Genomic DNA, 13,215 nt, shown 5'->3' with positions numbered 1-13,215 from the left:
TCAATTCCAAAGGTTTTGTTACAAGAAATTTACTCGTATAAATAAATTCCTGCTGCATTTCCCATTTTTCTCATATGGTGGCCAACATTTGGAATCACTTTTAGAGTCCAGTTAAATTTGCAATTCATTTTGGTAGCTTGGGTTTTAGCAGTTTTGTAAAAATAACGCGCTCTGGCAAGTCTATGTAACCCTTGCTTGTCTACTGTTTTAGAACGTAAAAGAATTCCTCCTTTTTCATTTTCATTATCTAGCTCACCCACAAAAATCGTTAGTTGTTGTGCAAAGGATTTTTTGAGATTTTCAATAGATAGGTTAAGGTCTTCAATACCGAAGGGAAATTTTGTTTCAAAATCGGGTAAGGTGTAGCTTCCAGCATTGGCAGCAATGATTCTTTTTGCTTTAGAATTGGTATGAAGAATTGCAAATCGGTGTAAAATTTGTCCACCAGCAGAATGACCAAATATATCATAACCTCTTTGTGATCCATTTAATGCTTTTATAGCAGACTCAAATATTCTGTCAAAATCTTCATATATCCAGCTAGCGTTGTCTAAATTTAGTTGTATTGAAGTCTTTTCTTCGTCTAGAAAAACTTGGTTAGTATTTTTTATAAATGTGATACTCTCTCGAGTATTAACATCTGCCACTACTCCACCCAAATGATAATCTTCATAAGGATATGCTGTTTCTGGATAACTTGGTGAGAGGATAAGTATATTATATTTTTCGGATTCTTCTATCCAACTATCTCTGTAGCTATCTCCATTTCTTCCCGATCCTGGAATAACGAGCAAGACTTCAGAAGAAGCATTAAATCCTTTAGGTTTATAATAATGAATAGTAATTTTTTTATGCTCATTTCCTTTGCCTCCATGCAATGTAAATGCTCCAGAACCTTCATTGATAATAATGTTGCTTTCTTGATTGTAAGCTTGGATAGTAAATAGGAATAAAACCATTAAAACCAGTATGTATGTGACTTGTTTCATTTTGATATAAATTTTTGTTTTGTCAAAAATTGAAAATAAAGAGGTTCTTAATTTAGCATGTCGATAGATACATTTGTAAAGCATGTGTTTATGCTTTTTTAATGGATAAAAAACATTTGTCATTTAAATCTGAAAATTCATCTGTTTTTAACTATAGTTTGTCGACTATGAATCGTAGATATCCTTACATTAGTTATTTTAGAGGATATGTTGATAGATAAGATTTGGATCGAAGAAATTGTATTTCAAGTACAAAAAAAGAAATGGGTTAAGCATTTGATTTTTTGGAGTGTTATCGTTTTTGCATTTACGACCAGAGATAGGGTATTGGATCTCTATTCTTTATATACTTCTTTTGTTAGACAATTATGTTATTTGATCCCACAAATGATTGCTTCTTACTTTTTAGGATATTATTTGATCCCAAAATATGCTCTTTCCAACAGAAAGTTTGTTTACATCTTATTATTTGTTGTTAGTGTATATTTTACTAGTGTTTTGGGAAGAATTCTTATCGTATACCTGTCAGAAGGTTTAACAAGAACGCCGCCTTTTCCGCAAGAATCCATATGGCAGATTATGACACAATGGAAGCATCTCGTTTTAAAGTATGTTCCTCATATTTATAGTGTTGTTTTTGGTTTCCTTTTTTTGAAGTTTTTCCTGCATTACACGAACACCAAGCAAATAGCATTAAAAGCGGATAAAGAAAAGGTAGCAACCGAATTAAAGCTGCTAAAGGCACAATTAAACCCTCACTTTTTATTCAACACTTTGAATAATATTTATGTTCTGGCATTGGAAAAGTCTGATAAAACTGCGTATTCGATAGAAAAACTGTCAGAGATTTTGGATTATATTTTGTATCGATGCACAGAAAGATACACTTCGTTGGTATCAGAGGTTACGATGTTAGAGAATTATATTGCATTAGAAAAGCTGAGATATGATGATCGATTAGAAGTTACATTTGATAAACATATTGAAGAAGATATTAAAATAGCACCACTTATTCTGCTTTCGCTTGTGGAAAATGCTTTTAAACATGGAGCTGGAGAGGATAGTGGTTCTCCACGAATTGAAATATTTGTGGCATATGAAAAGAGATTATTTATATTTAATATTTCTAATACCGTAGGAACGATTCCAACAGAAGATAGACAAACCAAAATAGGACTAGCAAATATTACAAAACAACTGGATTTATTGTATACGGATCAATATGATCTGAACATAATAAATAATAAAGATGGTTTATTTTCGGTAGCGCTAAAAATAAAAATATGATGAAGATTAGGTGTTTACTCGTGGATGATGAACCTTTAGCAATACGCTTACTCGAGAATCATATTGCTAAAATAGATTCTTTGGAAGTTGTTGCTGCTTGTAATAATGCAATAAAGGCAATGGAAATATTAAAACAACAGCAAATCGATTTGTTGTTTTTAGATATAAAGATGCCAAATATCACAGGTTTAGAATTTTTAAAAACGCTAAAAACGCCACATAAGACCATCATTACTACGGCTTATAGAGAATATGCGCTAGAGGGATATGATCTCGATATTCTAGACTATTTGCTCAAACCCATTACCTTTCAGAGATTTTTTAGAGCGGTAGAACGTTATTTTAGAAGCGAGCACAAAGAGCCTTTGTCATTGAGAGATAAAACTATTACCTCAGAAGAACCTTTAGTAATTAAATCAGGGAGTAAGTATCATAAAATTAAATTAGATGAAATTACGTATATCGAGAGTTTGAGAGATTATGTTAAAATTCATATTGGTGAAAAAGAAATACAAACAAAATATAAGATCAGTGATTTTGAAGAAAAATTACAAAATAACCCATTCTTGAGAGTTCATAGATCCTTTATAATTAATACAAACAAAATTACCGCCTATACCCAAAATGATATAGATTTAGGCGTGATCGAAATTCCAATTGGGGTTAGCTATAAGGAAAAGGTGTATTCTTATCTAAAAATAAAGAAATAGTATGCTATCTGATAATTATCAATTATAATTTTACTATTGAACATACCAGAACAAACCCCTACATTTGCCCAAAAATTACGAATTGCAAAATCCAGTATCCATAACCGGAATTTCATCTATTTCTCCTTTAGGTATCTCCTCGAAAGAAATATGGAAGTTATATAAGGAATCTTCTCATTGTATTACTTTTGAAGATATGGAGGGAAATCTGGCACCAATTGCCAGATTAGATGTAGCATCCAGAGCAGCAATAGAAACACTTAGGAAGGAAAATTCTAGCTATGCATCGTTGGATGATTCTGTATTATTTGCATTATTCGCTTCTAGAAACGCTATAAAAGAGGCTGGCTGGAAAGATGATGCTAATTTTGGAGTAAATGTAGGTTCCTCTAGAGGAGCAACGGGTCTTTTTGAAAAATATCATGAAGAATTTTTAAGAAGTAATCAGTCTTCTACGCTAAGTTCTCCAACTACTACTTTAGGCAATATATCTTCCTGGATTGTACAGGATTTAGGTGCTACAGGTCCAGATATCAGTCATTCGATAACCTGTTCTACCGCCTTACATTCTATATTAAATGGAATCGCATGGTTGCAATCTGGGCTGAGTGATAAGTTTTTGGTAGGAGGAAGTGAAGCGCCGTTAACACCATTTACCATTGCTCAGATGAAAGCACTGAAGATTTATGCGGCTGCGGATACAGTAGCGTATCCTTGTCAGGCAATGAATTGGGATAAATCCAGAAATTCGATGTTTTTAGGAGAAGGAGCTGGTATTGCTTGTTTAGAAAAAGGACGTACTAAAAATGCACAAGCGTTAATTACTGGAATTGGGTATGCTACCGAGACCTTAACTCATAACATATCTATATCTACAGATGCAGATTGTTTTCAAAAATCTATGAAAATGGCATTAGGAAATACCGATGTAAAAGAAGTAGATGCTATTGTATTGCATGCTCCTGGAACTATAAAAGGAGATCAAGCAGAATTCAATGCGATTAAGCAAGTATTTGGGAAACATATTCCAGCAATGACCACAAACAAATGGAAAATAGGTCACACTTTTGGAGCTAGTGGGATTCTAAGTTTGGAATTGGCTATGCTGATGATGAAACATCAGGAATTTATTCCAGTCCCTTTTGTAAAGAATATAGGAATTCCTCAAAAATTGAATAAGATTATTGTGAATGCTGTAGGATTTGGAGGAAATGCAGTAAGTATTTTAGTAGAACTTCCATCATAAAAGAACAATAATCAACAATAGATTGTTATTAAAACTCTCGAATTTGATAAAGCTAATTTGTGTTTTTTGATTTTAAACAATTACTTTTGAAAATTCACATACCATTGATTTATGAGCGTTATTAGACACGATTGGACATCAGAAGAAATTCTAGAAATATATAATAAGCCACTAATGGAACTGCTTTATGAGGCAGCTTCTGTACATAGAGAATATCATGATCCTAATACGGTTCAGGTTTCTACCTTGTTATCTATTAAAACTGGTGGATGTCCAGAGGATTGCGGGTACTGTCCACAGGCGGCTAGATACCATACCGATATTGAGGGGAATGATTTAATGAGTGTGCAACAAGTAAAAGCACAAGCATTGCGTGCTAAAGCTTCAGGAAGTTCCAGAGTTTGTATGGGCGCAGCTTGGAGAAATGTGAAAGATGGTCCAGAATTTGATAATGTTCTCGAAATGGTTAGAACTATTAATAAACTGGAGATGGAAGTTTGTTGTACGCTTGGTATGATTACAGAAAATCAGGCACAACGATTAGCAGAAGCTGGTTTGTACGCGTACAATCATAACTTAGATACTTCAGAAGAGTATTATAAGGAAGTAATTTCTACCAGAGGTTATGAGGACCGTTTGCAAACTATTGATAATGTTCGTAAAACTAACGTTACGGTTTGTAGTGGAGGAATTATAGGAATGGGAGAAAAGACTGAAGATCGTGCCGGAATGCTGGTAGCTTTGGCAAAGTTAAATCCACAACCAGAGTCTGTGCCGATTAATGCATTGGTAGCCGTTGATGGAACTCCTATGGAAGATCAAAAACCAGTAGAGATTTGGGATATGATTAGAATGGTAGCTACTACCAGAATTGTAATGCCACAAACACAAGTAAGACTTTCTGCAGGAAGGACAGAAATGAGTAGAGAAGGACAGGCTATGTGCTTTTTTGCAGGAGCAAACTCGATATTTGCAGGCGATAAGTTGCTTACGACTCCAAATCCAGATGTTAATGAAGATATGGAGATGTTTAAGAAGTTAGGTTTAAACCCACAAAAACCTTTTGTAAAAAAGGCACAACCAGAAACTGTAGAAGCCGAAGATTCTAAATTTGAAGCTAAAGGTGAAAAACCTAAATGGTCTAGACCTGATCATGTTATAGAAAAAAATGAACTAGCGAAGCAAAAAGGAAAAGAAGCGCTACTCAATAAATAATTTGTAAAGTTGATTAACTTTGAAAATCAAGAAATTAGAATTATTTCTTAGTTAATGGGGTTAAATTTAGAGGAAATATCAAGGGTAAAAACGATTACGAAAGAAGAGTTTTTGAGAGATTATTTTATACCTCAGAAACCTGTGGTAATTGAACGTTTAATCGAAGACTGGCCTGCTTTTCAGAAATGGAATTTAGATTATATAAATGAAGTTGCTGGAGATAAAGAGGTGCCACTTTTTGATGATAGACCTATCAATTCTGAGTTTAAATTTAATGAACCTCATGCTAGCATGAAAATGAGTGCTTATGTAGATTTATTAAAGAAAAAGCCTACCAACTATAGAATTTTCCTATACAATTTATTAAAAGAAGTACCTGCGCTTCAGAAGGATTTTAAATATCCAAAGATTGGATTAAAATTCCTGAAAAAGATGCCTTTCTTATTTTTTGGAGGAGGAGGCTCTAAAGTGTTTATGCATTATGATATCGACCTTGCCAATATATTCCACTTTCATTTTCATGGAGAAAAACAATGTATTTTGTTTCCTCCTTCCGAAACGAAATATATGTATAAGGTACCACATGCATTGATATCTCATCAAGAAATTGATTTTTCGAATCCAGATTTTGAAAAATGGCCTGCTCTTAAGAAGGCGAAAGGATATATTACATACTTAAGTCATGGAGAAACACTATACATGCCAGAAGGTTATTGGCATCATATGACATATCTGACTCCTGGTTTTTCTATGAGTATTCGCTCTGTGCCTAAAAAGCTAAGTAATTTTATGCAAGCTACTTATAATGTGTTTTTTATGCGCCATTTTGATAATTTTATGCGAAGCAGAAAAGGTCAAAAATGGATGGATTATAAAAATAATAAAGCAATCAGTAGAACAAATTCGTTGTTGAAATAAACTCTTTTACATACTTTCCTTTTTTTAAATAAGGTATTTCCGTAATATCTGATTATCAGCTCATAACACTACGTTAAAATATTTTTTTCCGACCTTTTTTTTAATAGTTTTAAGAGGGAAAATACCTCTTTTATTTCCTTGATTGACCTGTTCTACCAAAACTTTAAAATTTAAGATAGGTTATATTATGGGCAAACAAATTTTGGAAGTGTTGATTATTGATAGTAATCAAATATTAGTGGAGGGATATAAAAGTATTCTAGCTAATTCCTCTAAATCGTCTTATTCTTTCTCCGTTCAGGTTATTGAAGAAATAAATGATAGCTGGTTTAAAAAAGCTTCAAATATGAATCGTTGGGATGTTGTTTTGATAGAATTTAATCTTACTAGCAAAATAACGATAGCCAATAGTTTGATCGAAAATTTTCTTCTTAAAATTAAAAAAATCTCACATCGAACTAAGGTTTTAATTGTAACTAAAACTACCGACCGATATAAAATCTACAATTATATTAAGAAGATAAATCCCGAAGGTTTTTTATTAAAATCAGAAGTAGATCCAGATATTCTTTTTCAAGCAATACATAATATCATAAATGGTAATAAATACTATAGTTCTTCTATCATACAAATTTTACAACTTCAGTTACAGTTACGCCTTGATATAGACGATATAGACCGTAGTATTCTTCATAACCTATCCAAAGGTGTTAAAACAAAAGATCTGGTAAAAATAGTTCCATTATCTCTGGCTGGAATCGAAAAACGAAAGAGAAGATTAAGAGATTTACTTAAGGTGGAAGCGAAAAATCAAAAACTATTAATTGAAAAAGCCTCAGATTTAGGAATCATATAGGAGTTGCTAACCTTCCTTTTTTTATCGCAGAACCTTACTTTTTGTAAAGGAAAATGTATGCAAATTAAATATCCTCTATTGTAGCTTAGTCTAAGATTTGTGCAAATCATCTTAACTCTGATTTTTTTCAGATAATATTAACTTTTAAAACTTTTAAAATCATGAAAAACTTATTTTTCGCATTTGCATTCTTGTTTTCTACCTTTTTTATGACAACTGCTGCTACTGAGCTTAATGCCATTGAAAATGAAACTTATGTAGAACAAACAGTTGAGGAAGAAGATATCTGTATCTTAATTATAGAAACTGATACCGAGGTTCTGATAGCAGTTTTTGAATGCTAGTTTAAATTCTTTTGACATGTTTTAAGACTACTTATAGGTATTGTAAGTAGTCTTATAGCTTTATATAAATTCCACAAACCTTCTAACCACTTAGCAGATAGGTTTGATAATTATAAAAAAATTATACAAATGAAAATCATACATAATTTAAGTTTCATTTTTATATTTTTCATAACTTCTACTATAACAAGTCAGACATACGAGGTGACCTATATAGAAAGTAAGAATATTGAAAGCAAGCTTAAAAAAATTAAAGATCCATTATTAAAAGCTAAAATTAAATCTCAACTGAAAGCTTCTGGAAAATTTGTATTGACTGCATATAATAAGCAGTCCCTTTATGAAGCTACTGAACAAATGGCTACTGCTGAGGTTCAGAATAATATCAAAGTTATTTCCATACGATCAAAGAAAAGTAAGGTATTCAAGAATTTAAAGAGTAATACTTATTTAGAAGAAACAAGTATTTTGGAAGATGAATATTTAATATCAGATGTACTTCCTGAAATTCAATGGGAATTGACAAACGATCGTAAAAAAGTGGGTGGATATAATTGTAAAAAAGCTTTAGGTCAGTTTCATGGAAGATCTATAGAGGCTTGGTATACAGTAGAAATTCCCATCTCGGATGGTCCTTACATATATCAAGGTTTACCAGGTTTAATATTAGAGTTGCATACACCATACAAATCATTTACTACCGAAAATATAGAAATTGGTAGCACTCCTGTAAAATTTCAAAAGTTATCAATTGGAAAAAAAGTGACTCGTAATGATTTTGCCGTAGTAGAAAAGAAGAAAATTAAGGAAATGACATTACATGCAACAACCAAAATGTAAAGATTAAGTCATTTATAATACCTATGGTTATTGATTCAATAATTCCGTTACCTTATCAAAAACTAGTTGATTTTCCCAACCGCGATAGAGAAGATAATCAATTAGTTTTTTTCTTTTTTTGTAGTTATCTGTTACGGTGATGGATTCGAATTTTTTTTCTGCAATGTTATGAAATGTTTCCAGGTATTCATTTTCTGGAATTTCTTGTAGTGCTTTTTTGATGCAGTATTCAGAGATTTGCCTGAACTTTAATTCTCTAGTAATACGCTGCTTCCCCCATTTTTTGATTCTAAATTTTCCTCTGGCAAAACTCTTTGCAAATCGCTCTTCATTTAGAAAATTGTGTTCTATAAGATGAAGGATAATTTTTTCTTTTGCTTCGGGAATTAATTTCATGGTTGATAATTTCTCCGAAATATCTTTATGGCAACGATCTTGATAAGCGCAATAGTGTTCCATCTTTTTGATGGCTTCAGTAACGGTAATAGATTCAGGTGTTTTTTGATACATCGCCGTAAAAATACATAATCAAGAATTATATATTAAGTAATAACATTTTATTTGTAACCAGATCTTTTTTAGACGCTTTGTGTTTTAGTAAAAAGGTTTTGATTTTCTTCTGATAGGGTTTCCCTTCAAAACTTTGTAATAAATTTCTTCTACTTAACTTTTGAAGGTCTAATGGCAAGTGTTTTGCTTTGAAGTAATAGGTGTTAAAGATGTGCCAGTCAGGTAAAAATCTATTTATCTCCTTATAAATATGGATGATTCCATTACTTCCAATGAATTCACAAAATTTTCCATTAGGTAAAATACTAAAATAAAAAGGATCAATTTCTTCACTTTGTACTTCCGAAGTGATAATTTTTTTTATCTCATTGAGATTCAATGGACCATTTGTATAATAGAGTAAAACTTCGATTTTATGAATAAGACTGAAACTATCTATTTTAGACATTCCTTCAAAATTTTTAAGTATGTCATATAGCATTTTTTGGTGTTTATTTTCCATAGAGTATAGGTAGTTAGAATTTAAATAAACAGGGAATAGCAATTCCTTCTATCATGTGATAGAAGGAATTTTAGTTAAAGCAGAATGTCAGCTGCTATCTACTATCCGAAGATAGTATCTGGATCAGGGAATGTTGGTCCTGTAGATGGTCCGATAACGATAATTGGATCAGGAAAACCAGGAATCTGAGTACATCCTCCTCCATTACCATCATCCATTACTCCTGGATTGTGAGTTCCACCATTGATCGTATTAATTTCTAAAGCTGTTAATGTTACCATTTTTTGATTTTTTAAATTTTTCATCGGATATGTATTTTAGTATGTAATTATTAATGGATTAAAAGTTAAATCCTGTAGTATTTGCTGTTTCGAAATCAGAAGTAGTATTTTCTGTAATTAAATCGTCAAAACGATTTATTGGATCTCCAAAAGGTACAATTTCTATTTCTGCTACTGTAGCATTAGATCCGGTTTGTAGTGAAATAGCTCCTCCGTTGTAATTTTCTAATTCTTGTGTACTTAATAAAGTAATGTTTAAATTTTCCATGATGTGCTGTTTTAATTTATTTTAATAAATGATACTGTGCAATTGCTTTTACAGTACAATAATATAAGCTTGTAGTCTCATTATTTGAGACCCTTGATTTTTTGTTTGTTTTTTTAAAGAATTTCTTCTTAGGTATTTAAAAAAATATGATAAATACAAAAGGTGAACTTTACTCACTAAGTTCACCTTTTGTTTATTGATGTTGCGCCCATACGGACTTGCCAGGTTCGACAAAATACTCAACAAATATGCCTGGCTATATTTTCTAAAAAGATAGGTTTGTCTCTACTATCCGAAGATAGAATCCCACGCGCTTTCTAATCCATCTATAATAGTTTCAGCGGCATCGGTTAATGCATCAACAGCTATTTCTACTACTTCTCCGAAATCTACAGATGATCCACTTGATCCGCCACTTCCCCATAAATAACCATGGTTTCCGCCATCTGTTGTAGTTACTTCTTTATAATTCAATTCTACTACGCCTAAATTTTTTAAATTTTTCATTGCTATTATTTTAATTATAAGGTAAAAGTATTGTTTGCGAGCCTTATTATTTGAGCTCTTTTGATGATTGATATTGCATCCTTACGGACTTGCCAGTTTCGACAAAATACTCAACAAGATATTTCAGCTCTATTTTTCTAAAAAGATAGGTTTGTCTCTACTATCCGAAGATAGAATTCCAAGTATCTTTAATAACTTCGGTAGCTTCCGTAAATAATTCTACAGTAATTTCTATATTCATTTGTACTGATTCTGCGAAACCTATGGAAGATCCACCAGATGATTCACTATTAATTGCCCATAAGTAACCGTTATTTCCACCATCTATTGTTTCTATTTCTATGTTATTCAGTTCTACTATCCTTAAGTTTTCTAAATTTTTCATTGCTGTTATTTTAATTATAAGGTAAAAGTATTGTTAACGAGTCTCAATTTTCGAGGCTGATAAAAAGATTTTTATCCTTCTCTATAACGAGTAATATCATCTATTACTTCATCGATAACTTCTTGGATCTTATCTACTACCAAATCTTCAAGGGCATCTAAAGCGTCTGTAAACCAGTTGCCTCCTTGGATCGTAATGATTTCTGTTCGGGTTAATTCTTCCATGTTACTGTTTTCTAAATTTTTCATTGATTTCTTTATTTTTAAAATTGTTTGTTTGTATGGTGGCGTATGTATGTAAGTATACCTTCTCTTCATAAAAGTGTATATTTTACTATTAGATGATTGATATAGATAATATCCCTGTGTTTAGAGGTATTCTCTTTTTGATTTGATGATCAGGGAGATATTAATGAAGCACCCAGCGCATAACGCCTAAGTATATAAAAGGAATAAAATTATTAATAGTATGCATCATATAGGATTTACCGATTCCATATTTATATGCTATATATCCTAGATACAGTCCTCCCGTAAGTCTAGGGACGAGTTTTAGATAGGTCTCTAGATCTCGAGTATCGTAATTAGTGATGTGAATAACAGCAAATATGATAGCCGATAGCACAATTAGTAATACCGTATGATTCTCTATTATAAAATGTATTTTGTGTCTTGCTGTTGTACTAATTAGATAGACGGTTCCAATTGTTATCATACTACATATGAGTATATAACTTTTTATATCAAATTTCATGAATATACAGATAAACAGGATAATACTGATAAGTGTTGGGTAGATATAAAAATTTGATTTCGGTAACATAAATATACCTCTAAAACAGAATTCTTCAAGGATTGGAATCACAAAGACAAAGCTGATAAAGGTGCCTATATTAAAATAGGAAAGTTCACTTTCATCAAAAATGGGTTTATCGAAAATATAGTATTTTACTAATAAAAATGCTACATTAAAACCCATTACGATAATAAATAAGTACACAAAGTCAAAAGTTTCTTTTTTATGTGTAAGTGATATCCATCCCATATCTATTTCTCTATTGTATATATAAAACTATCCTTCACAGCTGCATTCGCCGTATGAATTCCATCCATCTACCAATCGGTCTACAAAATCATCAAAAGCATCTGCAATTCCAAGTGGATCCATATCTCCTATAAGATCATCAAATATACTACCTCCAATAATTACGTATATTTCTTCTAGTTTTAGTTCCTGCATAATGATATGTTTTGTGAAAGTTATTATATAAACCTTCCCTATAAAAGGGAAGGTTTATAACTTGATGGAATGATCAATTAGTCAAACCAGCTCATTACTTCGTCATAAGCAGCTTCAGCTTTCTCAGCTACCCAGTTTGCAGCTGTACATACACCGTCAACTACTGCATGAGCTGCGTATCCTATATCTTCTACAAGACCTCCACCGTTAATTTCGATTAATTCTTTTTCGCTTAAACCTTTGAATGAATTTAAATTTTCCATGTTTTTTATATTTATTTTATTTGTTATTAATAATTATGATTTTTTTATTCTCCTCCACAAGAACACTCTCCGTAAGAATCCCATCCATCAGCTAGTCTTTCTTTAAATCTATCCCATCCTGCGTCGATTCTCTCTAAAGCATCAAGGATATCAGTGAAGATCCCGTCTCCTCCGTCAATTTGAGTAGTTTCTAATACGCTTAATTCCTGAACTCCGTAAGTTTCTAAATTTGTCATTTTATTTATTTTTATAATTAATATTTGTATGTTGTGTCAAACTCGTTTGGTGCACCTGTTTCGCTTTGACAATGTAAAAGTAGGTTTAGGGAGTCTCATTAATTGAGAGTGTCTTTTTAAAAATGTTAAATTTTGTTAATATGATTCTTTTTGTGCGAAAATTGAAAGCTGTTTTCTTCTTCAATAAAGTGAATCAATTAAAGAAGCTTTTTTGTCTAGAAAATAAAATGAATTCCAAACACTACTTTTTTGCTAAGTCTGAACCCTATCTTTTACAAACATTTCTTCTTTGTATTATATTATTTCTTTTGGATCATTTTTATTTATTTTAAAAAATTATCAAACTTTATAATTAAACCATATTGATGTTGGTATTTGCAGATATAAAATCGAAAAAATATAATACCTTAGAAGAAATTGGTGATTTCCCTATAATTGGAACAATTTTTATTTTATTATTCAGTACATTCCCTAGTTTTATTTTACTTTTTTTCGATCTTCCTAAAGAATATGAGACTCCTATCTTTTACTATATATCTTCTCTGTGGTGTTTTATTCTTTATAGGTTAGAAATTTACATTAAGCTTTTTTTTGTTCCGGCTTGGGTTCTATTCTTTGT

At 31.6% G+C, this 13,215-nt stretch carries 20 protein-coding genes; 8 read left to right on the top strand and 12 right to left on the bottom strand.

The genetic code is table 11. The features are described from left to right. Positions 1–29 precede the first annotated feature (29 nt). Positions 30–989, bottom strand: a complete 960-nt coding sequence (locus tag ACWNT5_RS05440; RefSeq protein WP_299604934.1) for a hypothetical protein — start codon at positions 987–989, stop codon at positions 30–32. 207 nt (positions 990–1,196) lie between these two features. On the opposite strand from ACWNT5_RS05440, the gene ACWNT5_RS05435 reads away from it, so the two are divergent. The 8 genes from ACWNT5_RS05435 (at position 1,197) to ACWNT5_RS05400 (ending at position 8,405) form a co-directional block, all read left to right on the top strand. Further along, a complete protein-coding gene (locus ACWNT5_RS05435) occupies positions 1,197–2,276 on the top strand; it encodes a sensor histidine kinase (RefSeq protein WP_299604936.1) in 1,080 nt (359 codons plus the stop codon). Then, entirely contained in the window at positions 2,273–2,986 is a 714-nt protein-coding gene (locus ACWNT5_RS05430) for a LytR/AlgR family response regulator transcription factor (protein WP_299604938.1), read from the top strand. The genes ACWNT5_RS05435 and ACWNT5_RS05430 overlap by 4 nt, the downstream gene beginning before the upstream one ends. 82 nt (positions 2,987–3,068) lie before the next feature. Then, positions 3,069–4,232, top strand: coding sequence for a beta-ketoacyl synthase N-terminal-like domain-containing protein (locus ACWNT5_RS05425; protein ID WP_299606338.1), 1,164 nt, complete (start codon positions 3,069–3,071; stop codon positions 4,230–4,232). A gap of 111 nt (positions 4,233–4,343) precedes the next feature. Next, entirely contained in the window at positions 4,344–5,447 is a 1,104-nt protein-coding gene (gene bioB, locus ACWNT5_RS05420; protein ID WP_299604940.1) for a biotin synthase BioB, read from the top strand. A 54-nt stretch (positions 5,448–5,501) separates the two neighbouring features. Further along, positions 5,502–6,365, top strand: coding sequence for a cupin-like domain-containing protein (locus ACWNT5_RS05415; RefSeq protein WP_299604942.1), 864 nt, complete (start codon positions 5,502–5,504; stop codon positions 6,363–6,365). A gap of 187 nt (positions 6,366–6,552) precedes the next feature. Further along, complete coding sequence (locus ACWNT5_RS05410; protein ID WP_299604944.1) at positions 6,553–7,221, top strand: hypothetical protein; 669 nt, start codon at positions 6,553–6,555, stop codon at positions 7,219–7,221. Positions 7,222–7,382: 161 nt separating this feature from the next. Continuing rightward, positions 7,383–7,565: a hypothetical protein gene (locus tag ACWNT5_RS05405; protein ID WP_299604959.1), complete on the top strand. Its 183-nt coding sequence runs from the start codon at positions 7,383–7,385 to the stop codon at positions 7,563–7,565. 129 nt (positions 7,566–7,694) lie between these two features. Further along, on the top strand, positions 7,695–8,405 hold the full coding sequence (locus tag ACWNT5_RS05400; RefSeq protein ID WP_299604961.1) for a GLPGLI family protein: 711 nt from the start codon (positions 7,695–7,697) through the stop codon (positions 8,403–8,405). 27 nt (positions 8,406–8,432) lie between these two features. Here ACWNT5_RS05400 and ACWNT5_RS05395 read toward each other — a convergent pair whose 3' ends face one another. From ACWNT5_RS05395 to ACWNT5_RS05345, 11 genes are all read right to left on the bottom strand, one after another. Next, positions 8,433–8,915: a regulatory protein RecX gene (locus ACWNT5_RS05395; RefSeq protein WP_456516836.1), complete on the bottom strand. Its 483-nt coding sequence runs from the start codon at positions 8,913–8,915 to the stop codon at positions 8,433–8,435. A gap of 25 nt (positions 8,916–8,940) precedes the next feature. Continuing rightward, a complete protein-coding gene (locus tag ACWNT5_RS05390; protein ID WP_456516835.1) occupies positions 8,941–9,396 on the bottom strand; it encodes a hypothetical protein in 456 nt (151 codons plus the stop codon). A gap of 122 nt (positions 9,397–9,518) precedes the next feature. Further along, the gene (locus ACWNT5_RS05385; RefSeq protein ID WP_299604967.1) at positions 9,519–9,722 is read right to left on the bottom strand and encodes a hypothetical protein; all 204 of its coding nucleotides are present in this window, start codon (positions 9,720–9,722) and stop codon (positions 9,519–9,521) included. 34 nt (positions 9,723–9,756) lie between these two features. Further along, on the bottom strand, positions 9,757–9,966 hold the full coding sequence (locus ACWNT5_RS05380; protein ID WP_299604968.1) for a hypothetical protein: 210 nt from the start codon (positions 9,964–9,966) through the stop codon (positions 9,757–9,759). A 288-nt stretch (positions 9,967–10,254) separates the two neighbouring features. Continuing rightward, positions 10,255–10,473: a hypothetical protein gene (locus tag ACWNT5_RS05375; protein WP_299604969.1), complete on the bottom strand. Its 219-nt coding sequence runs from the start codon at positions 10,471–10,473 to the stop codon at positions 10,255–10,257. A 160-nt stretch (positions 10,474–10,633) separates the two neighbouring features. Next, positions 10,634–10,858, bottom strand: coding sequence for a hypothetical protein (locus ACWNT5_RS05370; RefSeq protein ID WP_299604970.1), 225 nt, complete (start codon positions 10,856–10,858; stop codon positions 10,634–10,636). 71 nt (positions 10,859–10,929) lie between these two features. Beyond that, positions 10,930–11,106 (bottom strand): hypothetical protein, encoded by a 177-nt coding sequence (locus tag ACWNT5_RS05365; protein WP_299604971.1) that lies wholly within the window; start codon positions 11,104–11,106, stop codon positions 10,930–10,932. 160 nt (positions 11,107–11,266) lie between these two features. Further along, positions 11,267–11,572 (bottom strand): CPBP family glutamic-type intramembrane protease, encoded by a 306-nt coding sequence (locus ACWNT5_RS05360; RefSeq protein ID WP_366141449.1) that lies wholly within the window; start codon positions 11,570–11,572, stop codon positions 11,267–11,269. 357 nt (positions 11,573–11,929) lie between these two features. Then, positions 11,930–12,097 carry a hypothetical protein gene (locus ACWNT5_RS05355; protein WP_299604972.1) on the bottom strand — a complete coding sequence of 56 codons (168 nt, stop codon included), beginning with the start codon at positions 12,095–12,097 and terminating at the stop codon, positions 11,930–11,932. 77 nt (positions 12,098–12,174) lie between these two features. Further along, positions 12,175–12,360, bottom strand: a complete 186-nt coding sequence (locus tag ACWNT5_RS05350) for a bacteriocin (protein WP_299604973.1) — start codon at positions 12,358–12,360, stop codon at positions 12,175–12,177. 44 nt (positions 12,361–12,404) lie between these two features. After that, positions 12,405–12,596 carry a hypothetical protein gene (locus ACWNT5_RS05345; RefSeq protein ID WP_299604974.1) on the bottom strand — a complete coding sequence of 64 codons (192 nt, stop codon included), beginning with the start codon at positions 12,594–12,596 and terminating at the stop codon, positions 12,405–12,407. Positions 12,597–13,215 lie beyond the last annotated feature (619 nt).

This window comes from Aquimarina sp. 433 (genome assembly GCF_054054605.1).
This window is presented reverse-complemented; position numbering and strand designations above follow the sequence as displayed.

Coding starts and splice junctions, on each gene's coding strand:
- ACWNT5_RS05385 (WP_299604967.1), bottom strand. CDS start 9,722: ATGAAAAATTTAAAAAATCAAAAAATGGTAACATTAACAGCTTTAGAA.
- ACWNT5_RS05370 (WP_299604970.1), bottom strand. CDS start 10,858: ATGAAAAATTTAGAAAACTTAAGGATAGTAGAACTGAATAACATAGAA.
- ACWNT5_RS05415 (WP_299604942.1), top strand. CDS start 5,502: ATGGGGTTAAATTTAGAGGAAATATCAAGGGTAAAAACGATTACGAAA.
- ACWNT5_RS05435 (WP_299604936.1), top strand. CDS start 1,197: ATGTTGATAGATAAGATTTGGATCGAAGAAATTGTATTTCAAGTACAA.
- bioB (WP_299604940.1), top strand. CDS start 4,344: ATGAGCGTTATTAGACACGATTGGACATCAGAAGAAATTCTAGAAATA.
- ACWNT5_RS05350 (WP_299604973.1), bottom strand. CDS start 12,360: ATGGAAAATTTAAATTCATTCAAAGGTTTAAGCGAAAAAGAATTAATC.
- ACWNT5_RS05400 (WP_299604961.1), top strand. CDS start 7,695: ATGAAAATCATACATAATTTAAGTTTCATTTTTATATTTTTCATAACT.
- ACWNT5_RS05365 (WP_299604971.1), bottom strand. CDS start 11,106: ATGAAAAATTTAGAAAACAGTAACATGGAAGAATTAACCCGAACAGAA.
- ACWNT5_RS05395 (WP_456516836.1), bottom strand. CDS start 8,915: ATGTATCAAAAAACACCTGAATCTATTACCGTTACTGAAGCCATCAAA.
- ACWNT5_RS05390 (WP_456516835.1), bottom strand. CDS start 9,396: ATGCTATATGACATACTTAAAAATTTTGAAGGAATGTCTAAAATAGAT.
- ACWNT5_RS05360 (WP_366141449.1), bottom strand. CDS start 11,572: ATGATAACAATTGGAACCGTCTATCTAATTAGTACAACAGCAAGACAC.
- ACWNT5_RS05375 (WP_299604969.1), bottom strand. CDS start 10,473: ATGAAAAATTTAAAAAATTTAGGCGTAGTAGAATTGAATTATAAAGAA.
- ACWNT5_RS05345 (WP_299604974.1), bottom strand. CDS start 12,596: ATGACAAATTTAGAAACTTACGGAGTTCAGGAATTAAGCGTATTAGAA.
- ACWNT5_RS05410 (WP_299604944.1), top strand. CDS start 6,553: ATGGGCAAACAAATTTTGGAAGTGTTGATTATTGATAGTAATCAAATA.
- ACWNT5_RS05430 (WP_299604938.1), top strand. CDS start 2,273: ATGATGAAGATTAGGTGTTTACTCGTGGATGATGAACCTTTAGCAATA.
- ACWNT5_RS05405 (WP_299604959.1), top strand. CDS start 7,383: ATGAAAAACTTATTTTTCGCATTTGCATTCTTGTTTTCTACCTTTTTT.
- ACWNT5_RS05440 (WP_299604934.1), bottom strand. CDS start 989: ATGAAACAAGTCACATACATACTGGTTTTAATGGTTTTATTCCTATTT.
- ACWNT5_RS05380 (WP_299604968.1), bottom strand. CDS start 9,966: ATGGAAAATTTAAACATTACTTTATTAAGTACACAAGAATTAGAAAAT.
- ACWNT5_RS05355 (WP_299604972.1), bottom strand. CDS start 12,097: ATGCAGGAACTAAAACTAGAAGAAATATACGTAATTATTGGAGGTAGT.